This is a genomic window from Rhizobacter sp. SG703 (assembly GCF_012275445.1).
Lineage (GTDB): Bacteria > Pseudomonadota > Gammaproteobacteria > Burkholderiales > Burkholderiaceae_C > Rhizobacter.
In genome coordinates this window covers 39688-63416 of sequence record NZ_JAAZQK010000012.1, presented here as the reverse complement: position 1 = coordinate 63416, position 23729 = coordinate 39688, and the positions used below count along the sequence as shown (strand labels likewise).

Annotated in this window: 19 protein-coding genes, 1 tRNA gene and 1 pseudogene; 13 read left to right on the top strand and 8 right to left on the bottom strand. The window is 69.7% G+C overall.

Translation table 11 applies throughout. The features are described from left to right. Positions 1-2 precede the first annotated feature (2 nt). Positions 3-653, bottom strand: coding sequence for a retropepsin-like aspartic protease family protein (locus tag FHT26_RS23555; protein WP_210427559.1), 651 nt, complete (start codon positions 651-653; stop codon positions 3-5). Then, on the bottom strand, positions 653-1141 hold the full coding sequence (locus FHT26_RS23550) for a YajQ family cyclic di-GMP-binding protein (RefSeq protein WP_168562533.1): 489 nt from the start codon (positions 1139-1141) through the stop codon (positions 653-655). The genes FHT26_RS23555 and FHT26_RS23550 overlap by 1 nt, the downstream gene beginning before the upstream one ends. Before the next feature lie 39 nt (positions 1142-1180). Between FHT26_RS23550 and murB the strand changes: the two genes are divergently transcribed. After that, positions 1181-2197 (top strand): UDP-N-acetylmuramate dehydrogenase, encoded by a 1017-nt coding sequence (gene murB / locus FHT26_RS23545; protein WP_168562532.1) that lies wholly within the window; start codon positions 1181-1183, stop codon positions 2195-2197. 16 nt (positions 2198-2213) lie between these two features. On the opposite strand, the gene FHT26_RS23540 is transcribed toward murB, so the two are convergent. The 3 genes from FHT26_RS23540 to FHT26_RS23530 all read right to left on the bottom strand — a co-directional run bounded on the left by FHT26_RS23540 (position 2214) and on the right by FHT26_RS23530 (position 7274). Further along, positions 2214-2921 (bottom strand): hypothetical protein, encoded by a 708-nt coding sequence (locus FHT26_RS23540; RefSeq protein ID WP_168562531.1) that lies wholly within the window; start codon positions 2919-2921, stop codon positions 2214-2216. Positions 2922-2993: 72 nt separating this feature from the next. Beyond that, positions 2994-5717 carry a winged helix-turn-helix domain-containing protein gene (locus FHT26_RS23535; protein WP_168562530.1) on the bottom strand — a complete coding sequence of 908 codons (2724 nt, stop codon included), beginning with the start codon at positions 5715-5717 and terminating at the stop codon, positions 2994-2996. A gap of 33 nt (positions 5718-5750) precedes the next feature. Next, positions 5751-7274, bottom strand: coding sequence for a fumarate hydratase (locus tag FHT26_RS23530; RefSeq protein ID WP_168562529.1), 1524 nt, complete (start codon positions 7272-7274; stop codon positions 5751-5753). 93 nt (positions 7275-7367) lie between these two features. Here FHT26_RS23530 and nhaA point away from each other — a divergent pair, with 93 nt between their 5' ends. Beyond that, positions 7368-8534 (top strand): Na+/H+ antiporter NhaA, encoded by a 1167-nt coding sequence (nhaA, locus tag FHT26_RS23525; protein ID WP_168562528.1) that lies wholly within the window; start codon positions 7368-7370, stop codon positions 8532-8534. 60 nt (positions 8535-8594) lie between these two features. Here the strand turns inward: nhaA and FHT26_RS23520 are convergent, their stop codons facing one another. Further along, a complete protein-coding gene (locus tag FHT26_RS23520; RefSeq protein ID WP_168562527.1) occupies positions 8595-9197 on the bottom strand; it encodes a YqhA family protein in 603 nt (200 codons plus the stop codon). A 142-nt stretch (positions 9198-9339) separates the two neighbouring features. Between FHT26_RS23520 and acs the strand changes: the two genes are divergently transcribed. Continuing rightward, complete coding sequence (acs, locus tag FHT26_RS23515; protein WP_168562526.1) at positions 9340-11310, top strand: acetate--CoA ligase; 1971 nt, start codon at positions 9340-9342, stop codon at positions 11308-11310. Positions 11311-11374: 64 nt separating this feature from the next. On the opposite strand, the gene FHT26_RS23510 is transcribed toward acs, so the two are convergent. Continuing rightward, positions 11375-11683 (bottom strand): c-type cytochrome, encoded by a 309-nt coding sequence (locus FHT26_RS23510; RefSeq protein ID WP_210427558.1) that lies wholly within the window; start codon positions 11681-11683, stop codon positions 11375-11377. A gap of 125 nt (positions 11684-11808) precedes the next feature. On the opposite strand from FHT26_RS23510, the gene FHT26_RS23505 reads away from it, so the two are divergent. The 5 genes and pseudogenes from FHT26_RS23505 (at position 11809) to FHT26_RS23485 (ending at position 18142) form a co-directional block, all read left to right on the top strand. After that, complete coding sequence (locus tag FHT26_RS23505; protein ID WP_168562525.1) at positions 11809-12066, top strand: TIGR04438 family Trp-rich protein; 258 nt, start codon at positions 11809-11811, stop codon at positions 12064-12066. Positions 12067-12072: 6 nt separating this feature from the next. Then, positions 12073-12450, top strand: a complete 378-nt coding sequence (czcI, locus tag FHT26_RS23500; RefSeq protein WP_168562524.1) for a cation efflux protein, CzcI family — start codon at positions 12073-12075, stop codon at positions 12448-12450. Positions 12451-12530: 80 nt separating this feature from the next. Then, positions 12531-13754, top strand: coding sequence for a TolC family protein (locus FHT26_RS23495; protein ID WP_168562523.1), 1224 nt, complete (start codon positions 12531-12533; stop codon positions 13752-13754). Positions 13755-13776: 22 nt separating this feature from the next. Then, on the top strand, positions 13777-14991 hold the full coding sequence (locus FHT26_RS23490; protein WP_168562522.1) for an efflux RND transporter periplasmic adaptor subunit: 1215 nt from the start codon (positions 13777-13779) through the stop codon (positions 14989-14991). 14 nt (positions 14992-15005) lie between these two features. Then, positions 15006-18142: pseudogene (locus FHT26_RS23485) on the top strand (CusA/CzcA family heavy metal efflux RND transporter). Here FHT26_RS23485 and ilvD read toward each other — a convergent pair. Next, on the bottom strand, positions 18090-19787 hold the full coding sequence (gene ilvD, locus FHT26_RS23480) for a dihydroxy-acid dehydratase (RefSeq protein WP_168562521.1): 1698 nt from the start codon (positions 19785-19787) through the stop codon (positions 18090-18092). The pseudogene FHT26_RS23485 and the gene ilvD sit on opposite strands and share 53 nt — an antisense overlap. A gap of 113 nt (positions 19788-19900) precedes the next feature. Here ilvD and FHT26_RS23475 point away from each other — a divergent pair, with 113 nt between their 5' ends. The 5 genes from FHT26_RS23475 to FHT26_RS23455 all read left to right on the top strand — a co-directional run bounded on the left by FHT26_RS23475 (position 19901) and on the right by FHT26_RS23455 (position 23354). Then, entirely contained in the window at positions 19901-20839 is a 939-nt protein-coding gene (locus FHT26_RS23475; RefSeq protein ID WP_168562520.1) for a LysR family transcriptional regulator, read from the top strand. Positions 20840-20906: 67 nt separating this feature from the next. After that, positions 20907-21728 (top strand): prolipoprotein diacylglyceryl transferase, encoded by an 822-nt coding sequence (gene lgt / locus FHT26_RS23470; RefSeq protein ID WP_168562519.1) that lies wholly within the window; start codon positions 20907-20909, stop codon positions 21726-21728. Further along, positions 21725-22429 carry a DNA polymerase III subunit epsilon gene (gene dnaQ, locus FHT26_RS23465; protein WP_168562518.1) on the top strand — a complete coding sequence of 235 codons (705 nt, stop codon included), beginning with the start codon at positions 21725-21727 and terminating at the stop codon, positions 22427-22429. The genes lgt and dnaQ overlap by 4 nt, the downstream gene beginning before the upstream one ends. A 61-nt stretch (positions 22430-22490) precedes the next feature. Next, a tRNA-Val gene (locus FHT26_RS23460) sits at positions 22491-22565 on the top strand. Positions 22566-22727: 162 nt separating this feature from the next. After that, a complete protein-coding gene (locus FHT26_RS23455; RefSeq protein ID WP_168562517.1) occupies positions 22728-23354 on the top strand; it encodes a hypothetical protein in 627 nt (208 codons plus the stop codon). Positions 23355-23729: the final 375 nt, after the last annotated feature.

The following is a 23729-nucleotide window of genomic DNA, read 5'->3' as shown; positions in this document are numbered from 1 at the left end:
GGCTACGGCTTCTTGTCGAGCGTCATCGTGTCGTTGTCGCGTCGCATCTGGAAGCGCGCCAGGAAGCTGTTGCCGAGCAGCACCTGGCTCATCGAGGCGGGCAGCACGACGGCGTCGACGTTGTAGACCTGCACGTCGCCGACGCGCACCGAACTCAGCGTGATGCGGTAGGACGGCACCGACCCGTTCGCGGTGCTGACCATGCCGCGCTGGCCGTCGAGGTACTTCAGGCCGATCGCGTCGGCTTCGGACTGCGCGATGGTCACGGTGGTGGCACCGGTGTCGACGACGAACACCACCGCCTTCCCGTTGATCGAGCCCTGCGTGAAGAAGTGACCGCCCGGCCCGACCGGCAGCACGATGCGGCTGCCGCCGCCTTCGACCGGCGCCGCGCCGAGGCTGACCTGCACGCCGCCGAACCGCAGTTGCCGGCGCTCGCCGCCGATCTCGACGATCGCGTCGCCGCCCGCCATGCTGACCAGCTTGACGCCCTGCACGGTGCTGCCCACGGCCACCGTTCGCGGCGCGCCGTTGATCATCAGCAGCGCCTTGTCGGCGCCCAGCGTGCCGCTGAGCGAGACGGTCTGCGCCGACACACCGGCGGCGGTCAGCAGTCCGGCGGCCAGCGCGGCTGCGATCAGGCCGCGGAGCATCAGTCGCGGAAGTTGTCGAAGCTCAGCGGCGCGTCCGGCACTTCCTTGCGGATCAGTGCCATCGCCGCCTGCAGGTCATCGCGCTTGGCGCCGGTGACGCGCACCGTGTCGCCCTGGATCGCGGCCTGCACCTTCATCTTGCTTTGCTTGATCAGCGCCTGGATCTTCTTCGCGGTGTCGCTGTCGATGCCGTTCTTGACGGTGATCAACTGCTTGACCTTGTCGCCGCCGATCTTCTCGATCTTCGCGCTGCGGTCGAGGAAGCGGATGTCGACGCTGCGCTTGGTGAGCTTGGCCAGCAGGATGTCCATCACCTGGCCGATCTGGAAGTCGCTGTCGGCGTAGACCGTCAGTTCCTTGTCTTTCAATTCGACGCGGGCAGACGAGCCCTTGAAGTCGAAACGGGTGCCGATTTCCTTGGCAGTCTGGTCCACGGCATTGCGAACCTCGACGAGGTTGGGGTCGAGTACGGCATCGAAGCTGGGCATGGTCGGTCATTCCTCTTCCGGATCAGCGAAAATTCTCGCATGCAAATCGAGTCGGGCGTCAGCCTGAAACCCTACAACAGCTTCGGACTGCCGGCTGTCGCCCACACGTTGGTGCGCATCGCGGCCGATGCCGACGTGCGCCGCGTCGTCGACCACCCCCAGCTCGGCCGCGCCCCGAAGTTCGTGCTGGGCGGCGGCAGCAACATCGTGCTGACGCGCGACATGCCGCAGGTGGTCCTGAAGGTGGAGGTCAGGGGCCGTTCGCTGGTGCGCGAGACCGACAGCGCCTGGATCGTCGAGGCCGGCGCCGGCGAGAACTGGCACGAGTTCGTCGCGTGGACGCTGGCCCAGGGCTGGCCGGGCCTCGAGAACATGGCACTGATCCCCGGCACGGTGGGCGCGTCGCCGGTGCAGAACATCGGTGCCTACGGCATCGAGCTGAAAGACCGCTTCGAGTCGCTCGACGCGGTCGACCTGGTGACCGGCCGCAGCGTCACGCTGGCCAGCGGCATCTGCGCGTTCGGCTACCGCGACAGCGTCTTCAAGCATTCGCTGGCGGGCCGCAGCGTGATCACGCGGGTGCGCTTCCGGCTGCCCAAGCCGTGGCAGCCGGTGCTCGGCTACCTGGAACTCGAACGCAAGATGCACGAGACCGGCATCGGCGCGCCGACCCCGCAGCAGGTGTTCGACTGGGTCTGCGCGATCCGCCGCGCGAAGCTGCCCGATCCGGCGGTGGTCGGCAACGCCGGCAGCTTCTTCAAGAACCCGGTCGTGACGCCGGAGCAGTGCCGCGACATCATCGGCCGGGATCCGGAGATCGTGCACTACCCGATGCCCGACGGCAGCGTGAAGCTGGCGGCCGGCTGGATGATCGACGCCTGCGGCTGGAAGGGCAAGAGCATCGGCCGCGCCGGCGTCTACGAGAAGCAGGCGCTGGTGATCGTGAACCGCGGCGGCGCGATCGGCTCCGAGGTGGTCACGCTGGCACGCGCGATCCAGGAGAGCGTGTACGGGCGCTTCGGCATCCGGCTGGAGCCGGAGCCGGTGGTGGTGTGAGGGGGGGCGCCAGTCGTCAGATCCGCCCGCCTGCGCTCAGGAATTCCCAGGCCGCGATGTTCCGGTTGTTCGAGAGCACCGTGGCGATCCTGTCGCGCTGGTCAGGAGTCAGGGGCGTATCGCCAAGGTCCAGCTGGATCAAGGATGTGCTGTGCTCGATGGCTTTGATCGCCGCATCGACCAGCGCCAGGCTGAAGCTGCTGTCGGGGAACGACAGCGACTGCAGCTGGCAGGCCGGAGAAGTCAGCGCGTGCAGCAACTCCAGCATCCCGATTTCCGGCAAGTTGCCACCCAAGGTCAGCGACGAGAGGCACGGGCTCTTGCAGATCGCTTGACCCAGCAACTTCAGATACCCGTCCCGCCAGGGCAGGGCTAGATGGGCCGATGAAGTTTGCAGGTTGGTCGACAGCGCATCGCACAGGGCACGCACCCAATCCGTGTCGCCGGTCGGCTGGTCCTCGATGTGGATTTGCAGGTCGGACAGCGCGCCGGCGCGCGCTTTGTCGTGCGAGAACAGCCACGACAACACCGTCGAATCGACAGGCACCGCCCTGGCCACATGCAGTCGAAGACTGTTCAGGCGGCTGTTGCCTGCCACGGCGTTGGCGAGACGGCAGGCCTGCGCTTTGGTCTGGGGAACCGGCAGTTCCATTGCCGGGCCTTCGCTCGATAGGCCATTGGGAGTGACGAGGCGCGGCCGAGGCGTATCGAGGACACGTTTCATGATGGATGGAAAGGCGTTGAAGGGACACCTGCCTGAGTGCACCGTTGTCCTCCCACGGTTCCATCGCCGGGATCAGTTGACGCGTGACGCTTGCGCCTCGCCTGGCGTCGATTGCACGTCGCGCCAGCGCGCCGCCGCCTGGCCGCGCGTGTCGGCGCCGAGCTTGTCGAGGATGTTCGCGACGTGCCGCTTCACGGTGTGCGGGCTCAGCTCGAAGGCGCGCGCAATCACCTTGTTGCTGTCGCCGGCGGCCATGCGCGCCAGCACCTCGCGTTCGCGGGCGCTCAGGGATGCGAGCGGATCCGCCTGCGGTACGGCGGCCGGCTCGCGCGATGCGATGGCGGACGCGTTGTCCGCGCTCGGTGGCCGGTGCCCCCGCAGCCGCTCCGCGCCATCGAGCCAGTTCGCCAACGCGACCTGCGCCCCGGCGCTCAGCACCAGGCCGCCGTGCGCCAGCACCGCGAGGACGCGCGGACCGGCCAGCAACGCCGAGCCGATCCAGCCGTCCGTCGCGCAACGCGCCACCGCGGCCTCGACGAACGGCGCCGCGTCGCGCGGCCGGCCCAGCCGCACCAGCGCCGCGGCCAGCCGCAGCCGGCCTTCGGTCAGCAGCCCGTACCACTCGAGCGCATCGGGCGTCTGCAGCGCGGCCTGCCAGCCGGCGACCGCCTGCGGCCAGTCCTCGGCCAGCTCGGCTGACAACGCCGGCAGCGCCAGCTCGCGGGCGCGTTGTGCGATGCGGTTCGAGACCAGCAGGTCCGGTGCTCCCAGCGCGGCGACCAGCGCACGCGCGCGCTCGCCGTCGTCGGCGATCATCGCCAGCCGCAGCGCCTGGAACTGCGCGTGGCGGCGCAGCTTCTCGCGGCGCGCGCTCGGCGGTTCCTGGTCGGCGTCGGCCACCAGATGGGCCGCGGCCCGACGGGTCGCGTCGACGTCGCCGCGCAACGCGTGCAGCAGGCCGCGCGCCAGCGCCAGCATCGTGCCGACGTTGCGCGGGCTGCCAAGCCAGCGCGCTTCCTCCGTCGCGCGTTCCAGCCGCTCGGCCGCGCGCGCCGCGTCGCCCTGCCACAGCGCGGTCAGGCCGTGCAGCAGCCACGCGATCGCACTCATCGCGGTGGGCTGCTCGGGCGCCAGCCGCAGCGCGCGCTCGACGAACAAGGTCAGGGCCGGCGCGATGCCCGGCAGCGCCACGTCGCGCGGGTTCGGCGTCGCCTGGTACCACAGGCCGATGTCGGTGCAATCGGCCAGCAGCTCGTTGCGCCGCGCCATGTAGCCGGCGGAAGGTCCGACCGGTCCGTAGTCGCCGGCGTGCCACAGGCTGGCCGTCAGCGTCGTGACCTCGGCCTCGCGCGGCAGTGCCTGCGTGCGCAGCTCGGCGAGCAGGGCAGCCGCCTCGTCGCGCTTGTCGAGCTGGCACAGGCTCAGCGCGACATAGGCGCGCGCCAGCTGCGCCTGGTCGGCAAGGCCCTGCTGCTCGGCCAGCCGCAGCGCCTGCTGGAAATGCCCGGCCATCGCGGGGAACTCCCATCGCGTCCACGCCGCCAGCCCTTGCAGCAGCATCAGCGGCGCCGAACCTTCGCGCCACGCCGGCGGAAACTGCGCCAGCAGCCGCTGCGCCTGCGTCAGCCGGCCGTCGGTGAGCCAGCCGCGCGCGACGGCGTCCAGCGCCGCCTCGGCCGCCGCCCAGTCGCCCACGCGCTGCAGGTAGGCGATGCGGCGTGCGTCGTCGGGCTCGGTGTCGGCGGAGCGGTGCAGCAGTCCGGTCAGCGCCTCGGGCGATTCCTGGCGCAGCCGGTCTTCGAGGAAATCGCGGAACAGGTCGTGCAGGCGCAGCGTCAGCTGCGGCCCGTCGAGCACGGTGACGAACAGGCCGCGGCGCTCGATGTCGTCGAGCCAGCCGGCGGCCTGCGGGTCGCCGGTCAGCGCGGCGCAGCGGCCGGCCTGCAGCTCGGCCAGCACCGAGGTCTGCAGCAGGAAGCGGCGCAGCCCGTCCGGCATGTCGGCCAGCACCTCGCTCGCGAGGTAGTCGAACAGGTGGCGCTGGCCGAGCGCCGCCGGCGTGCGGTTGCCGGCGAGCGTGGCCGCATCGAGGCTCAGGCGGATGCCGGCCGGCCAGCCCTGCAGCCGCTCGATCAGCGATTGAACGAGTGACGCGCCGGCGCCGCGCTGTGCGGCGAGCGCGCGCACCTCGTCGTCGGCGAAGCCCAGCTCGGCCTGGCGCAGCTCCAGCAGCTCGCCCTGCGCGCGCAGCCGGGCCAGCGACAGCGGCGGGTCGGTGCGGCTCGCGAGCAGCACGGTCCATGGCGCGGGCAGGTGTTCCAGCAGCAGGTCGAGCAGCTCGAAGATGCGGGCATCGGCGATGCGGTGCGCATCGTCCAGCACGATCAGGCCCTGCCCTTGCCCTTGCGGCAGGTCGGCACCGCCCAGCGCGCTGAGCAGCTCGTCGGCGATGCGGCGCAGCCCGCGCGGCTGCGGGCCGAGCATCGACAAGGCCTGCGGCGAGATGCGCCACGGCAGGTCGAGCGGCTCCAGCGCGGCCGCCAGGCAGGCGACGAAGCGGGCCAGGTCGTCGTCATCGTCGGCGGCGATCCACGCGACCGCGGTGCCGCTGCAGGATGCGAGCAGCTGCCCCATCAGCGCCGTCTTGCCGAAGCCGGCCGGCGCGCTCAGCAGCATCAACCGTGCCTGGCCGATGGCGGCTGCCAGTTGCCGTTCGAGCTGGGGTCGCGCCAAGTGCTCGCCGCGCGGACGCGGCGGCTGGATCTTGGTCAACGCGAAGGGCGGGGCTTCCGACATGAGGCGAATCCCCGGATTGGCATCCGGGCTACGTCAGGCCACGGCCACCGGAATCTTGCCGATCTTCGCTTGCCATTCTTTCGGGCCGGTCTGGTGCACCGACGTGCCTTCGGAATCGACCGCCACCGTCACCGGCATGTCGTTGATCTCGAACTCGTAGATGGCCTCCATGCCCAGGTCGGCGAAGCCGACGACCTCGGCCTTGCGGATCGCCTTCGACACCAGGTAGGCCGCGCCGCCGACCGCCATCAGGTAGGCCGACTTGTGCTTCCTGATCGCGTCGATGCCGGCCGGGCCGCGCTCGGCCTTGCCGATCATGCCGATCAGCCCGGTCTCTGCGAGCATCATCTCGGTGAACTTGTCCATGCGCGTCGCGGTGGTCGGGCCGGCCGGGCCCATCACTTCGTCGCGCACCGGATCGACCGGGCCGACGTAGTAGATGACGCGGTTCGTGAAGTCGACCGGCAGCTTCTCGCCTTTGGCCAGCATGTCCTGGATGCGCTTGTGCGCGGCATCGCGGCCGGTCAGCATCTTGCCGTTCAGCAGCAGCGTCTCGCCCGGCTTCCAGCTCGCCACCTCTTCGCGCGTCAGCGTGTCGAGGTCGACGCGGCGGCTCTTGTTGTAGTCGGGCGCCCATTTCACGTCGGGCCACAGATCGAGGCTGGGCGCCTCGAGGAAGGCCGGGCCCGACCCGTCGAGCACGAAGTGCGCATGGCGGGTGGCGGCGCAGTTCGGGATCATCGCGACCGGCTTGCTGGCAGCATGCGTCGGGTAGGTGGCGATCTTCACGTCGAGCACGGTGGTCAGGCCGCCCAGGCCCTGCGCGCCGATGCCGAGCGCATTGATCTTGTCGCACAGCTCGATGCGCAGTTCCTCGAGCTTGTTCTGCGGGCCGCGCGCCTTCAGCTCGTACATGTCGATGTCCTGCATCAGCGACTCCTTCGCGAGCAGCATCGCCTTCTCGGCCGTGCCGCCGATGCCGATGCCCAGCATGCCCGGCGGGCACCAGCCGGCGCCCATCGTCGGCACCGTCTTCAGCACCCAGTCGACCAGGCTGTCGCTCGGGTTCATCATCACGAACTTGCTCTTGTTCTCGCTGCCGCCGCCCTTGGCCGCGATCTGGATGTCGACGGTGTTGCCTGGCACCAGGCTCATGTGGATGACGGCCGGCGTGTTGTCCTTGGTGTTCCTGCGCTCGAAGTGCGGGTCGGCCACGATGCTCGCGCGCAGCTTGTTCTCGGGGTCGAGGTAGCCGCGGCGCACGCCCTCGTTGACGGCTTCCTCGACGCCCGACGGGAAGCCCTCGAAGCGCACGTCCATGCCGATCTTCATGAAGACGTTGACGATGCCGGTGTCCTGGCAGATCGGGCGGCGGCCTTCGGCGCACATCTTCGAGTTGGTCAGGATCTGCGCGATCGCGTCTTTTGCGGCCGGGCCCTGCTCGGATTCGTACGCCCGCGCGAGGTGCGCGATGTAGTCGGCCGGGTGGTAGTAGCTGATGTATTGCAATGCGGCGGCGACGCTGTCAACCAGGTCGGTGTAGCGGATCGAGGTCATGTGGCTATCCCGGAAAGTGGGCGGAACTACGGAACAATCCCCGGCGGACGGGCTTGGCTTGAAGCCGCGAATTTTACTGACAGGGGAGAACTCATGCTGAACAGCATCCGGCGCTTCATCGCGTCCGAGTCGGCCGGCGGCGTCGTGCTGGCGCTGGCGGCCGCGATCGCGCTGGTCGTCAGCAACTCGCCGTGGCACGACGCCTACCAGCGTTTCGTCGGCCTGCCCGGCGAGGTTCGCATCGGCGGCGACCTGCTGGTGCTGGCCAAGCCGCTGCTGCTGTGGGTCAACGACCTGTGGATGGCGGTGTTCTTCTTCCTGGTCGGGCTCGAGATCAAGCGCGAACTGCTGGCCGGCGAGCTGGCCTCGGCCCGGCAGGCGCTGCTGCCGGCCGGCGCGGCGGTCGGCGGCATGGCGGTGCCGGCGCTGATCTATGCGCTGATCAACCTGCGCGATCCGGTCGCGCTGCACGGCTGGGCGATCCCGGCGGCCACCGACATCGCGTTCGCGCTCGGCATCCTGATGCTGTTGGGCTCGCGGGTGCCGGCGTCGCTGAAGGTGTTCCTGACCGCGGTGGCGATCATCGACGACCTGGGCGCGATCGTCGTCATCGCGTTCTTCTACACCGCCGACGTGTCGCTCGCGATGCTGGGCGCGGCGCTGGCCGGCGGGGTGGTGCTGTTCCTGATGAACCGCAGCCGGGTCATGAGCGTCGGGCCGTACGTCGTGGTGGGGCTGGTGATCTGGGTGTGCGTGCTGAAGTCGGGCGTGCATGCGACGCTGGCCGGCGTCGCGACGGCGCTGGCCATTCCGCTGCGGGCGGGTGATGAGGGCCACTCACCGCTCGAGACCACCGAGCATGCGCTGCACCCGTGGGTCGCGTTCGCGGTGCTGCCGATGTTCGCGTTCGCGAATGCCGGCGTGTCGCTGCAGGGCGTGAGCTTCTCGACGCTTGGGCAGACGGTGCCGCTGGGCATTGCCGCGGGACTGGTGATCGGCAAGGCGATCGGGGTGTTCGGCGCGTCGTGGCTGCTGATCCGGCTGGCCGGTGCCGAGCTGCCGGCCGGCGCGAGCACGCGGCAGTTCTTCGGCGTCTGCGTGCTGTGCGGCGTCGGCTTCACGATGAGCCTGTTCATCGGCGCACTGGCCTTCGAGGGGCGTGGCGGCGACTACGAGACGCAGGTCAAGCTCGGCGTGCTGTGCGGCTCGCTGATTGCCGGCATCGCAGGTACCTTGCTGTTGCTGCGCAAGGGCTCGTAGCCCGGAAGCCATTCCGGGGACGGCCGTCGAATACCCCGGAATGGCTTCCGGGCTACGGCATCAATGGTTCGCGGGGGCGTGGGGCAGCAGCCGGTCGGTCACCGCGATCGCCATCGCCGACAGCAGGAACGCGCAGTGGATCACCGTCTGAGCGACCAGCACCCGGTCGCTCAGCGCATCGGCGTTGATGAAGGTCTTCAGCAGGTGGATCGACGAGATGCCGATGATGGCGGTCGCGAGCTTCACCTTCAGCACCGACGCGTTGACGTGGCTCAACCATTCGGGCTGGTCGGGGTGGCCTTCGAGGTTCATGCGCGACACGAACGTCTCGTAGCCGCCGACGATCACCATGATCAGCAGGTTGGAGATCATCACCACGTCGATCAGGCCGAGCACGACCAGCATGATCGTGGTTTCGGTCAGCTTGGTGCCCTTGGCGGCATCGCCGCTGACGCCGACCGCACTGAACACTGCCTGCAGCGCCGTCTGGCTGCCGAAGGCTGCCTCGACCAGGTGCACCAGCTCGACCCAGAAGTGGAACACGTACACCGCCTGCGCGACGATCAGCCCGAGGTACAGCGGCAGCTGCAGCCAACGGCTCATGAAGATGAGGTTGGGCAAGGGGCGCAGCTTGCTGTGGCTGTGGTCGGGGATCTGGGCCATAGGGTGTGCAGGGATAGTCCGGTTGCCGGAAATTGTAGTGGGCGCACCATCGGTGAAGACCCCGGGCGCCCTCGTCAGTCGTTCGTAAGAGCAGCTGTCTATGGTGCGTGCAGAATTCGCAAACCGCTGAAGGAGACACGCAATGAGTTCGAGCGAACACAAGGTCTACCCGCCGCCCGTCGCACTGGCCAAGGCGGCCCATGTGTCCGGCATGGCCGCCTACGACAAGCTGTGCGCCGAGGCCGAGGCCGACTACGAAGGGTACTGGGCCCGTCTTGCGCGCGAGATGGTGAGCTGGAAGACGCCGTTCACGAAGACGCTCGACAGCAGCCAGGCGCCGTTCTTCAAGTGGTTCGAGGACGGCACGCTGAACGTCTCGTACAACTGCCTGGACAAGCAGGTCGAGGCCGGTCTCGGCGACAAGACCGCGATCATCTTCGAGGCCGATGACGGCCAGGTGACGCGGGTCAGCTACCGCGACCTGCTCGCGAAGACCTGCCGCATGGCCAACGCGCTGAAGTCGCAGGGCGTCAAGAAGGGCGACCGCGTCGTCATCTACATGTCGATGTCGGTCGAGGGCGTGGTCGCGATGCAGGCCTGCGCGCGCATCGGCGCGACCCATTCGGTGGTGTTCGGCGGCTTCTCGGCGCAGAGCTTGCGCGACCGCATCGAAGACGCCGGCGCGGTGATGGTGATCACCGCCGACGAACAGCTGCGCGGCGGCAAGCAGCTGCCGCTGAAGGCGATCGTCGACGACGCGATCGCGCTCGGCGGCTGCGACAGCATCAAGAGCGTGATCGTCTACCAGCGCACCGGCGGCAAGATTGCGTTCGATGCGTCGCGCGACCGCTGGATGCACGAGCTGACGGCTGCGCAGCCGGCCACCTGCGAGCCCGAATGGGTCGGCGCCGAGCACCCGCTGTTCCTGCTGTACACCTCGGGTTCCACCGGCAAGCCGAAGGGCGTGCAGCATTCGACCGGCGGCTACCTGCTGCATGCGGCGCTGACGACGAAGTGGACCTTCGACCTGAAGCCCGACGACATCTTCTGGTGCACCGCCGACATCGGCTGGGTGACCGGCCACACCTACATCGCCTATGGGCCGCTGGCGCTCGGCGGCACCGAGGTCGTGTTCGAGGGCGTGCCGACCTATCCCGATGCCGGCCGCTTCTGGCGGATGATCCAGGACCACAAGGTCTCGATCTTCTACACCGCACCGACCGCGATCCGCTCGCTGATCAAGGCGGCCGAGAGCAATGCCGCGGTGCACCCGCGCAACTACGACCTGGCGTCGCTGCGCATCCTCGGCTCGGTCGGCGAGCCGATCAACCCGGCCGCGTGGGAGTGGTACCACGAGCACATCGGCGGCGGCCGCTGCCCGATCGTCGACACCTTCTGGCAGACCGAGACCGGCGGCCACATGATCACGCCGCTGCCGGGCGCGACGCCGCTGGTGCCGGGATCCTGCACGCTGCCGTTCCCCGGCATCATCGCGGCCGTCGTCGACGAGACCGGCAAGGACGTGCCGAACGGGCAGGGCGGCATCCTGGTCGTCAAGAAGCCGTGGCCGGCGATGATCCGCACCATCTACGGCGACCCGGAGCGCTTCAGGAAGAGCTACTACCCGGCCGATTTCCAGGGCCGCTACTACCTGGCCGGCGACGGCGCGATCCGCGACGAGAAGACCGGCTACTTCACGATCACCGGCCGCATCGACGACGTGCTGAACGTCAGCGGGCACCGGATGGGCACGATGGAGATCGAGTCGGCGCTGGTCGGCTGCACCGACCTGGTCGCCGAAGCCGCGGTGGTCGGCCGCCCGGACGACACGACCGGCGAGGCGATCTGCGCGTTCGTCGTGCTGAAGCGCCCGCGCCCGACCGGCGACGAGGCCAAGGCGATCGCGAAGCAGCTGCGCGACTGGGTCGGCAAGGAGATCGGCCCGATCGCGAAGCCGAAGGACATCCGCTTCGGCGACAACCTTCCGAAGACGCGCTCCGGCAAGATCATGCGCAGGCTGCTGCGCTCGGTGGCCAAGGGCGAGGCGGTGACGCAGGACACCAGCACGCTGGAGAACCCGGCGATCCTGGAGCAGCTGGGGCAGGCCTATTGAAATGACGAAGGCCCGCATGGGGCCTTCTCCATTCAGCGGACGCGCGAAGCGCCTCGGGGGTGGGTCACTTCAAGCCGAGGATCCAGGTCACGAGTTGCTTGGCTTCGGCATCCGACACCTGAGTGTTCGCCGGCATCGGCACCGCGCCCCAGACGCCGGCGCCGCCCTTGACGACCTTTTGCGACAGCTTGTCGACGGCGTCCTTCTGGCCGGCGTACTTCGCGGCGACGTCCTTGTAGGCCGGGCCGACCAGCTTCTTGTCGATGGCGTGGCAGGCCATGCAGTTCTTCTTCTGCGCCAGTTCCGGGTTGGCGAAAGCCGGTGCGGCCGCCAGGGCAGAGAGGGCAACGATCAGCGAAAGCAGCGACTTCATGATTTCCTTCCGAAGGGGTGGGGAGCCATCCATTACATTTCGATCACTGGACAACTCAACGAATTCTACGTGGCGCGGTTGACCGTGCCTTGCCGTAGGACAAGCCGGAAGGCCGAGGGAAGATCATGTATTTCGTCGTATTGGGCGTGTTGCTGCTGGTGATGAAAATGGCCGAGGTCGGGCCGGCCGCCGACTGGGGCTGGCTCTCGATCCTGTGGCCGTTCGCCGCGGCCATCGCCTGGTGGATCTTTGCGGACTCCACCGGCTACACCAAGCGCAAGGAGATCGAGAAGATGGACGAGCGCGTGGCCAAGCGGCGCAAGGAAAGCCTCGAGAAGCTCGGCATGGACCATCGCGGCCGCCGCAAGAAGCGCAAGGTCTGACCGCCGATGCGCCGCTGGCTGCTCCTGTTCTTCGCCGTGCTGCTGCCGCTGCAGCTGGCGTGGGGGGCTGCGTCGGCGTATTGCCAGCATGAAGGCGCCGCGCCTGGTGGCAGCGTCCAGGCCCGCCACATCGGCCACCACCTGCACGAGCATCAAGACGAGCGCGGGCAGGCGTCCGGCGGCTCGCTGGCCGTCGACACCGACTGCGCCACCTGCCATGCTGCCTGCACCCCGGCCCTCGGACCCGGCGCGCTGCACGGCTCGCCAGCCGTCCGATCGTCCGGCGCCGCCGGACTGTCGTCCGACGCGGCGTTCAGTTCCGCGCCCGCCCGGGCGCCCGACCGCCCTCAGTGGCCCCGTCTCGCCGTCCGGCGAGACGCGTGAACTGACGCCATTCCCCCCGCTTCCGGTCGCGGAGGCGCTCGCGTTTCGCCGAATCCTCAGGTCCTTGCCGATGAGATTCGATGCGAAGAATGTTGATGCCGCTGGTGCTCGCGGCGATGTGGTCGAGCCCGCTCGTTGTCCAGGCCCAGCCTGCGACGCCCTTTCTTGAACTCAGCCTCGACGGCGCCGTCGAACGGGCTGTGTCGCGCAGCCCCGTGCTGCTGGCGGCGCAGCGCGACGTCGACGCCGCCGAGGCCGCGCTGCAGCAAGCCGGCGCGCGCGCCAACCCGACGCTGAACGCCACCGTCGAAGACACCCGGCGCGCGTCGCGCAGCACGACGGCCACGCTCGAATGGCCGATCGAGCTCGGCGGCAAGCGCGCGGCACGGGTTGCGGTGGCCGAACGCTCGCGCGAGCTGGCGCAGGCGGCCTGGGCCGACACCCGCTCGCGGCTGCGCGCCGAAGTCGCCCGCGAGTTCTTCGGCGTGCTGGTGGCGCAGGAACGGCTGGCGCTGAGCGCCGATTCGGTCCGGCTCGCTGCCGCGGCCGCCGATGCCGCCGCCCGGCGCGTCGCCGCCGGCAAGGTGGCGCCGATCGATGAAGCCCGCGCGCGTGTCGACGAGGCGAATGCGCAGCTCGAAGCCGCCCAGGCCGACGTCGCGCTGGCCCAGGCGCGCCGGTCGCTGGCCACCTTGTGGGGCGACGCCGAGCCGGACTTCGCCCGCGTGCAGGGCGACACCGACGCGCTGCCCTCGCGCCCGCCGTTCGGCGAGCTGGTGGTCGAGCTGGACGCCTCGCCCGGCCTGCAGGCGCATCGCATCGAGCTCGACCGGCGGCGCGCGCTGGTCGACCTGGCGCGCAGCCGCGCGGTGCCCGACCTGGGCGTCAGCGTCGGCGCCAAGCGCGACAACGAGCTCGGGCGCACGCTGGCCGTCGTCGGCGTCTCGCTGCCCTTGCCGCTGTTCGACCGCCAGCAGGGCGGCGTGCTCGAAGCCGCGCGCCATGTCGACAAGGCCGAGGCCGAGCAGCAGCAGGCCCGCCTGCAGGCGCTGGCCGCGTTGCAGCAGGCCAGCGGGCAGCTGGCGCTGGCGACCACCACGGTGCGCCGGCTGAAGGACACCGTGCTGCCGGCCGCGCGGCAGGCCCATGACGCCGCGACGCGCGGCTTCGAGGCCGGCAAGTTCGGCTTCCTCGACGTGCTCGACGCGCAGCGTTCGCTGCTGCAGGCACGCGAGCGCCATCTGTCGGCGCTGTCCAGCGCCCACCAGGCCGCCGCGGCGATCGATCGCCTGCTCGGCCGCTGACCCCCAACTCTTGAGAAACACCATGGCAATCACACAACGACAAGGCATTGCGATCGCGGTCATCGTGCTGGCCGGGCTGCTGGGCGGCACGGCCGTGCTGCTGACCGAACGGCATCGCGGCGGCGAAGCGGCAGGCGAAGAGGCGCACGCCGACGAACACCGAAGCGAGCGTCCCGATGTGCTCGCCGGCGCCAGCGCCCACGACCAGCGCGAGGTCAGGATCGACGATGCGCAGCTGAAGGCCGCCGGCATCGCGGTGCAGGCCGCGGGCCCGGCCATGCTGCAGGCCGGCACGCCCTTCCTCGGCGAGATCCGCTTCGACGACGACCGCACTGCGCACATCGTGCCTCGGCTCGCCGGCGTCGCGCAGGCCGTGCCGGCGAGCCTCGGGCAGGTGGTGCAGGCCGGGCAGGTGCTGGCGGTGATCGCGAGCACCGTGCTGTCCGAGCAGCGCAGCGAACTGCTGGGCGCCCGCAAGCGGCAGGCCGCTGCGCGCGTGGCGCACGAGCGCGAGAAGACGCTGTGGGAGCAGAAGGTCTCGGCCTTGCACGACCTCCAGCAGGCGCAGGCGGCGCTGCAGGAGGCCGACATCGCGGTGGAGAACGCGCAGGCGAAGCTGGCCGCCGTCGGCGCCCCGGCCACGGCCACCGATCCGCTGAACCGCCTCGACCTGCGGGCGCCGTTCGCCGGCACCGTGGTCGAGAAGCACCTGGCCGCCGGCGAGGCGGTCAAGGAAGACGCCAGCGTCTTCACCGTCTCCGACCTGCGCAGCGTCTGGGCCGAGTTCGCGGTCGCGCCGAAGGACCTCGCGACGCTGCGCGTCGGCCAGAAGGTGGTGGTGTCGTCGACCGCATTCGAGCGCACCGCCGAAGGCCGCATCGCGTACATCGGGGCCTTGCTCGGCGAGCAGACCCGCAGCGCGCGCGCCCGCGTCGTGCTCGCGAACCCCGACGGCACCTGGCGCCCCGGCCTGTTCGTGACCGTCGCGGCGCTGGGCGCCGCGCAGCAGGTGCCGGTGGCCGTGGCGGCCGATGCGCTGCAGGAGATCGACGGGCAGCCGATGCTCTTCGTCGTGGCCCCGGGCGGCTTCGTCGCGCGGCCGGTCAAGACCGGCCGCCGCGACGGCCGCTGGGTGGAGATCGTCGCCGGCCTGCAGCCCGGCGACCGCCATGCCGCGAGCAACACCTTCATCCTGAAATCGGAGCTCGGCAAGGCCGGCGCCGAGCACGCCCACTGAGGCCGGAGCGATCCATGTTCGAACGCATCATTCACTTCTGCATCGCGCAGCGCTGGCTGGTCATGCTGGCCGTCGCGGGGATGGCGGCCCTCGGCGCCTGGAACTTCACGCGGCTGCCGGTCGACGCGGTGGTCGACATCTCCAACGTGCAGGCGGTCATCAACACCGAGGCGCCCGGCTACTCGCCGCTCGAGACCGAGCAGCGCATCACCTACCCGATCGAGCGCGTGATGGCGGGGCTGCCCGGGCTGCAGCAGACGCGGTCGCTGTCGCGCTACGGCCTGTCGCAGGTGACGGTGATCTTCCGCGAAGGCACCGACATCCATTTCGCCCGCCAGCTCGTCAACCAGCGGCTGCAGGAGGCGCGCGACCAGCTGCCGCGCGGCGTCACGCCGAGCATGGGGCCGATCTCGACCGGCCTCGGCGAGATCTACCTGTGGACGGTGGAGGCGCGCCCCGGCGCGAAGAAGCCCGACGGCACGCCGTACACGCCGACCGACCTGCGCGAGATCCAGGACTGGGTCATCAAGCCGCAGCTGCGCAACGTGGCCGGGGTGGCCGAGGTCAACTCGATCGGCGGCTTCGAGCGGCAGTACGTCGTCGCACCCGACCTGGAGCGGCTCGGCGCCCACGGGCTGGGCCTGGCCGACCTGGTGGCGGCGCTGGAGAAGAACAACGGCAACCAGGGCGCCGGCTACATCGAGCGGCGCGGCGAGCAGGTGCTGGTGCGCGCGCCGGGGCAGGTGCGCTCGATCGACGACATCGGCGACATCCTGGTCGGGCCGGGCGTGCGGGTGCGCGACGTCGCGCAGGTGGAAACGGGCCGCGAGCTGCGCACCGGCGCCGCCACCGAGAACGGCCGGGAGGTGGTGCTCGGCACGGTGTTCATGCTGATGGGCGAGAACAGCCGCAGCGTCTCGCGCGCGGTCGACCGGCAGATGGCGGCCATCAACACCACGCTGCCCGATGGCGTGCGGGCGGTCACCGTCTACGACCGCACGACGCTGGTCGACAAGGCCATCGCGACCGTGCGCAACAACCTGCTCGAAGGCGCGGTGCTGGTGGCCGCGATCCTGTTCGCGTTCCTCGGCAACCTGCGCGCGGCGCTGGTGGTGGCGATGGTGATCCCGCTGGCGATGCTGTTCACCTTCAGCGGCATGGTGGGCCGCGGCATCAGCGCCAACCTGATGAGCCTGGGCGCGCTCGACTTCGGCCTGCTGATCGACGGCGCCATCGTCGGTGCCGAAGGCGCGATCCGCCGGCTCGCGCATGCGCAGGCGAAACACGGGCGCTTGCTGACGCGGGCCGAGCGCTTCCACGAGGTGGCGCTGGCGGCGAAGGAGACGCGCCGGCCGCTGTTGTTCGGCCAGCTGATCATCATGGTGGTCTACCTGCCGATCCTCGCGCTCACCGGCGTCGAGGGAAAGATGTTCCACCCGATGGCCTGGACGGTGCTGCTGGCGCTGCTGGGCGCGATGCTGCTGTCGTTCAGCTTCGTGCCGGCCGCGATGGCCTTGTGCATGGGCGGCCGGGTGGCCGAGCAGGAGAACCGCCTGATGGTGCGGGCGCGCCAGTGGTACGAGCCGGCCTTGCGGGCCGCGATGGCGAATGCGCCGGTGGTGCTGGCGTTCGCCGGGGTGGCGGTGCTGTTCTCGCTGGCGGTGGCGAGCCGGCTCGGCAGCGAGTTCGTGCCCCACCTCGACGAAGGCGACCTCGCGATCCAGGCGCTGCGCATCCCGGGCACCAGCCTGACGCAATCGGTCGAGATGCAGAAGCAGCTCGAGGCCCGGCTGGTGGCTGCCTTTCCGAGATCGAACGTGTCTTCGCGCGCACCGGCACCGCCGAGATCGCGGCCGACCCGATGCCACCGAACATCTCCGACGGCTACATCATGCTGAAGCCGGTCGACCAGTGGCCCGAGCCGCGCAAGACCCGCGAGCAGCTGGTGGCGGCGATCCGCGACGAGGCCGCCCGGCAGCCGGGCAGCCAGCACGAGCTGTCGCAGCCGATCCAGCTGCGCTTCAACGAGCTGATCTCGGGGGTGCGCTCCGATGTCGCCGTCAAGGTGTTCGGCGACGACCAGCAGGTGCTCGACGCGACCGCAGCGCGCCTGGCGGCGGTGCTGCAGGCGGTGCCGGGCGCGACCGACGTGAAGGTGGAGCAGACCGGCGGCCTGCCGATGCTGTCGGTGCAGATCGACCGCGGCCGCGCCGCGCGCTACGGGCTGAACCTCGGCGAGGTGCAGGAGACGGTGGCCGCGGCCATCGGCGGGCGCGAGGCGGGCACGTTCTTCCAGGGCGACCGGCGCTTCGACATCCTGGTGCGGCTGCCGGAGGCGGTGCGGCAGGACATCGACGCGCTGCGCCGGCTGCCGATCGCGCTGCCGGCCTCGTCATCGGGGCCGGCCTACGTGCCGCTGGGCGAGATCGCGTCGCTGGACCTCGCACCGGGGCCGAACCAGGTCTCGCGCGAAGACGGCAAGCGCCGCGTCGTCGTCAGCGCCAACGTCGGCGGGCGCGACCTCGGCAGCTTCGTCGCCGAGGCCCAGGCCGCGCTGGCGGCGGTGAAGGTGCCGGCCGGCTACTGGACGGCCTGGGGCGGCACGTTCGAGCAGCTGGCGTCGGCCACGCAGCGGCTGCAGGTGGTGGTGCCGCTGGCACTGCTGCTGGTGTTCGCGCTGCTGTTCGCGATGTTCGGCAGCGTGCGCGACGGGCTGCTGGTGTTCACCGGCATTCCGTTCGCGCTGACCGGCGGCGTGCTGGCGCTGTGGCTGCGCGGCATGCCGCTGTCGATCTCGGCGGCGGTCGGCTTCATCGCGCTGTGCGGCGTTGCGGTGCTGAACGGGCTGGTGATGCTGTCGCACATCCGCAGCCTGCGCGAGAACGGCATGGGGCTGGACGACGCCATCCGCGACGGCGCGCTGGCGCGCCTGCGGCCGGTGCTGATGACGGCGCTGGTGGCCTCGCTCGGCTTCGTGCCGATGGCGCTGGCCACCGGCACCGGCGCCGAGGTGCAGCGGCCGCTGGCGACGGTGGTGATCGGCGGCATCCTGTCGTCGACCGCCCTCACGCTGCTGGTGCTGCCGGTGCTGTACCGGCTCAGTCGATCTTGTCGAGCACCGCGCCCTGGCTGGCGCTGGCTGCGTTCTTGAAGAACTTGGCCATCACGCCGCGGGTGTAGCGCGGCGGCGGCGGCGTCCATGTGGCGCGCCGCTGTGCCAGCACCGCGTCGCTGACGTTCAGCTGCAGCGTCAGCGTGTGGGCGTCGATCGTGATCGAGTCGCCCTCGTGCACCAGCGCGATGGTGCCGCCGGCATACGCCTCGGGCGCGACGTGGCCGACCACCATGCCCCAGGTGCCGCCGGAGAAGCGGCCGTCGGTGACCAGCCCGACCGATTCGCCGAGGCCCTGGCCGATCAGTGCGCCGGTCGGCGCCAGCATCTCCGGCATGCCCGGGCCGCCCTTCGGGCCGAGGTAGCGCAGCACCATCACGTCGCCGGCGACGATCTGGCGTGCCATGATCGCGGCCAGCGCCGACTGCTCGTCGTCGAACACCCGCGCCGGGCCGGTGATCACCGGGTTCTTCAGGCCGGTGATCTTGGCCACGCAGCCTTCGGGCGACAGGTTGCCCTTCAGGATCGCCAGGTGGCCCTCGGCGTACATCGGGTTGTCGATGGTGCGGATCACGTCCTGGTCGGCGCGCGGCACGTCCGGGATCGCGGCCAGGTTCTCGGCCACCGTCTTGCCGGTGATCGTCATGCAGTCGCCGTGCAGCAGGCCGGCCTTCAGCAGCACCTTCATGACCTGCGGGATGCCGCCGGCGCGGTGCAGGTCGACCGCCAGGTACCTGCCCGAGGGCTTCAGGTCGCACAGCACCGGCACCTTGCGGCGCACGCGCTCGAAGTCGTCGATCGTCCACTCGACGCCGGCCGCATGGGCGATGGCCAGGAAGTGCAGCACCGCATTGGTCGAGCCGCCGGTGGCCATGATCACCGCGACCGCGTTCTCGATCGACTTCTTCGTGACGATGTCGCGCGGCTTCAGGTCGGCCTTCACCGCCTCGACGAGCGCGCGCGCCGCCGCCTTCGCGGTGTTGGCGGTCTCGTCGTGCGGGTTGGCCATCGTGCTGCTGAAGGGCAGGGCCATGCCGAGCGCCTCGAACGACGAGCTCATCGTGTTGGCGGTGTACATGCCGCCGCACGAGCCGCTGCCGGGGATGGCGCGGCGCTCGATCTCGCAGAAGTCTTCCTCGCTCATGTTGCCGGCGCTGAACTGGCCGACCGCCTCGAACACGCTGACGATGTTCAGGTCCTGGCCCTTGTAGCGGCCCGGCAGGATGGTGCCGCCGTAGACGTAGATCGCCGGCACGTTGGCGCGCAGCATGCCCATCATGCCGCCGGGCATGTTCTTGTCGCAGCCGCCGACCACCAGCACGCCGTCCATCCACTGGCCGCCGACGCAGGTCTCGATGCAGTCGGCGATCACCTCGCGCGAGACCAGGCTGTACTTCATGCCTTCGGTGCCCATCGCCATGCCGTCGCTGATGGTCGGCGTGCCGAAGATCTGCGCATTGCCGCCGGCTTCCTCGATGCCGGCCACCGCGGCGTCGGCCAGCTTCTGCAGCCCGGAGTTGCACGGCGTGATCGTCGAATGGCCGTTGGCCACGCCGATCATCGGCTTCTTGAAGTCGCCTTCCTGGTAGCCGAGCGCGTAATACATCGAGCGGTTCGGCGCGCGCGCGACGCCTTCGGTGATGTTCCTCGAACGGCGGTTCACGGGGCTGAGGGGGCTGCTCATCGGGGTGTCTCCTGGCGGAAGCTCGGGGGGAGCGTGAGTATCGATCGCGTGCAGAATGTCGTCCAATATATCCAGCGTGGTGGATTGATATGTCCTGTGTATGAGCGATGGCCATGACTGACGAGTTCCGCGTGCCGGCGATCGAGCTGCGGGCCTGGCGGCAGTTCCTGGTGCTGGCCGAGACGCTGCACTTCGGCCGCGCGGCGCAGCAGCTGAACATGACGCAGCCGCCGCTGACGCTCGCGATCCGCCAGATCGAGGCGCGGCTGGGCACCGCGCTGTTCGACCGCACGCGCCGGCGCGTCGCGCTGACGCCGGCCGGCGAGGCGCTGGTGTCGCCGGTGCGCCAGCTGCTGCAGCAGGCCGCGGCGCTGGCGGCGGTGGCCGGTGCGGCCGGCAGCGGCGCGGTCGGGCGGCTGCGGCTCGGCTTCGTCTCGACGGTCGGCTTCGGGCCGCTGCCGGGCTGGCTGCGCGACTTCCGGCTCGCCGAGCCCGGCATCCACGTCGAGCTGCGCGAGGCCACCACCGACGTGCAGCTCGCCGCGCTGTCGCAGCGCGAGGCCGATGCCGGCTTCGTGCTGCACGCCCCGGGCATGCTGCCGGCGCCGGCGCTCGAGCACCTGTCGCTCGGCACCGAACCACTGGTGCTCGCGCTGCCGGCCGCGTCGCCGCTGGCCGCTGCGCGCCGGCTGGCGCTGCCGGCCCTGCTGGCGCAGCCGCTGATCATCTTCCCGCGGGCGATCGCGCCGTCGATCCACGATGCGGTGGTCGCGTTCTACCACCGGCATGGCGCGACGCCGATGATCGGCCAGGAGGCGATCCAGATGCAGACCATCGTCAACCTGGTGTCGGCCGGGTTGGGCCTCGCGTGGGTGCCCGAATCGGTGACCCAGCTGCGGCGCGACGGCGTGCTGTACCGGCGGCTGCCGCCGTCGCTGGCCGCGCCGGCCGGCGCGGCGCCGCAGTCCGAGACCAGCCTGGTGTGGCCGCGCGATGCCGGGCCGGTGGTCGAGCGCTTCGTGCGCTTCGTGCGGGCGTCGCTGGCCGGATGAAAAGCCGGGCCGGGCCGCGGCTGCGGTATCGTTCGCCTGCTTCAGCATTGCCCGGCTCCCCACACCCATGCTCGTTCACCCGAAATTCGATCCCGTCGCGCTGCAGGTCGGCCCGCTGGCCATCCACTGGTACGGCATCACCTACCTGGTCGCCTTCGGGCTCTTCCTGTGGCTCGCGTCGATCCGCGTGCGGCAGACGCAGTTCGCGCAGGCCGGCTGGACCCGCCGCGACGTCGAGGACCTGCTGTTCTACGGCGTGCTCGGCGTCGTGATCGGCGGCCGGCTCGGCTACGTGCTGTTCTACAAGCCGGGCTACTACGCCAGCCATCCGCTCGAGATCTTCTCGGTCTGGAAGGGCGGCATGGCCTTCCACGGCGGGCTGCTCGGCGTGGTCGCCGCGATGGGTGTGTTCGCGTGGATGCGCAAGCGGCCGTTCTGGCAGGTCACCGACCTGATCGCACCGTGCGTGCCGACCGGGCTCGCGTCCGGGCGCATCGGCAACTTCATCAACGGCGAGCTGTGGGGCCGCTTCGCGTCGCCGGACCTGCCGTGGGGCATGGTGTTTCCGGAGTCGGGCAGCACGCAGCCGCGCCATCCGTCGCAGCTCTACCAGTTCGGCATGGAAGGCCTGCTGCTGTTCGCGTTCCTCTGGTGGTTCTCGCGCAAGCCGCGGCCGATGGGCCAGGTGTCGGGCGTGTTCCTGATCGGCTACGGGCTGTGCCGCTTCGCCGCGGAGTTCTTCCGCGAGCCGGATGCCTTCCTCGGCATCCTCGCGCTCGGCATGAGCATGGGCCAGTGGCTGTGCGTGCCGATGATCGCGGCGGGCGTCGTGCTGTGCCTCTGGTCGGCGCGGCGCGGCCTGCCGGCGGGCGAGAAGGTGGCCGCATGAGGCAAGTCTTCTTCGACACCGAAACCACCGGCCTGAGCCCGGAGTCCGGCGACCGCATCATCGAGATCGGCTGCGTCGAGATGGTCAACCGTCGGCTGACCGGCAACACCAAGCACTTCTACGTCAACCCGCAGCGCTCCAGCCATGAAGACGCGGTGAAGATCCACGGGCTGACCGACGAATTCCTGGCCGACAAGCCGCTGTTCGCCGCGATCGCCGACGAGCTGATGGACTTCCTGGCGGGCGCCGAGGTCATCATCCACAACGCCGGCTTCGACGTCGGCTTCATGAATGCCGAGCTGCGCCGGCTCGGCCGGCGGCCGTTCGCGGAGTGCGTCGCTGGCGTCAGCGACAGCCTGCTGATGGCGCGCGAGATGTTCCCCGGCAAGTCGAATTCGCTCGATGCGCTGTGCAAGCGGCTGGAGGTCGACAACTCGAACCGCTCGCTGCACGGCGCGCTGCTCGACGCCGGCTTGCTGGCCGAGGTCTACATCAACATGACGCGCGGGCAGAACTCGCTGGTCATCGATGCGGGCGGCAGCTCGTCGCAGGACATCGTCATCGCGGCGATCGACTTCGGCAGCTTCGACCTGCCGGTCATCGTCGCGAACGACGAGGAGCTGGCCGCCCACGAGAAGCAGCTTGCCGATCTCGACAAGGCTTCTGGCGGCAAGACGGGGTGGCGCCAGCTTGTGGCATAATCCGGGGCTTCGCAGCAAGTTGCGAAGCCGGTGATCGCAAGGCACGAGCCAAGAGACACTCGGGCGGTTAACTCAGCGGTAGAGTGCCACCTTCACACGGTGGAAGTCGCAGGTTCGAACCCTGCACCGCCCACCAGTTCGATCACCAGGAAACAAGCAGCACGCGGTGCTGCTTTTTTTTGCCCGCGTTTTTGCCCGCGTTTCTGTCTTCGTGACATGAACCGGCCCGAGCGCCCCGTCGGCTGCGCCATCGCGCGGTGACCGGAGTCATCATTCGCCGCAGATATAGTTGATCGGCATGCCCAGCATTCAACTCTTCTCGACCCGCGCGCTGGCCGTGCTGTGCGCCGTCGCCGCCTGCGCCACCGCGCACGCCGGCCCGCCGGACGGCGACCTGTTCGGCTACAAGCTCGGCGCACCGTATGTCGTCGGCGAGCTGACGCAGCAGCGCACGCGCGTCTCGCCGATGGTCGAGATGGTGGTCGATAGGCCCGACAAGGCGCCCGAGTTCAAGGCGGTCGAACTGCTCGCGACACCGAAGAGCCTGACGCTGCTCAGTGTGCACGGGGTCGCCGACTTCGCCGATGAAACCCAGGCGCGCGCGTTCGCGGCGCGCCAGTCCGCGCAGATCGCCAACGCGTACGGCGACAAGTGCCCGAAGAGCCCGTCCTTCATGAACGACCTGGTGAAGCTGCTGTGCCCGGGCGGGCTGGAGCTGTCGGTGTCGTACTACCCGCCCGATGCATCGCGGGTGCAGCACAAGGTGCACCTGGGCCTGCGATTGGCGCCCGACAGCGAGGCCGGGCGCCGCCTGAGCCGCCTGGCGGAACAGGAATCGACGGCGCCCGCCGCCGATGTGGATTCGGCGCAACGCGGCGACAAACCAAAAGCCGATACCCCGGCCGCGAAGCAGTCGCCGCAATAGGCGCCCGAACGGGCCCCTTCTTCGAGAACTTGAGCGCTCCGATCGTCAGGATTGGCAGGCTTTCGCCTTGCTGATTCACGAGCGCAATCAAGGACTTATCGACAGCCAGAGGCGGTTTTGTAGCGAAAGCCCACGAGTCTGTAACTGAATCCGAAACATGTTTGGCGTCGGATAAACCCTACATCGCTTCATCGTGATTTCCGATGGATCGACCGATCCCCCTCTGCCACCCCCGTGAACAAGGGGGTGCACTTCGCATTCCACCGCTTGCAAAAACAAAAGCCCGTGATCTGACCTCCCGTAACAGGGCTCACCTCTGGCTGTTCAAAGATTCGTCCCAGCCGTCGAAACAGGGATGCCGCATCGACGGGCGCA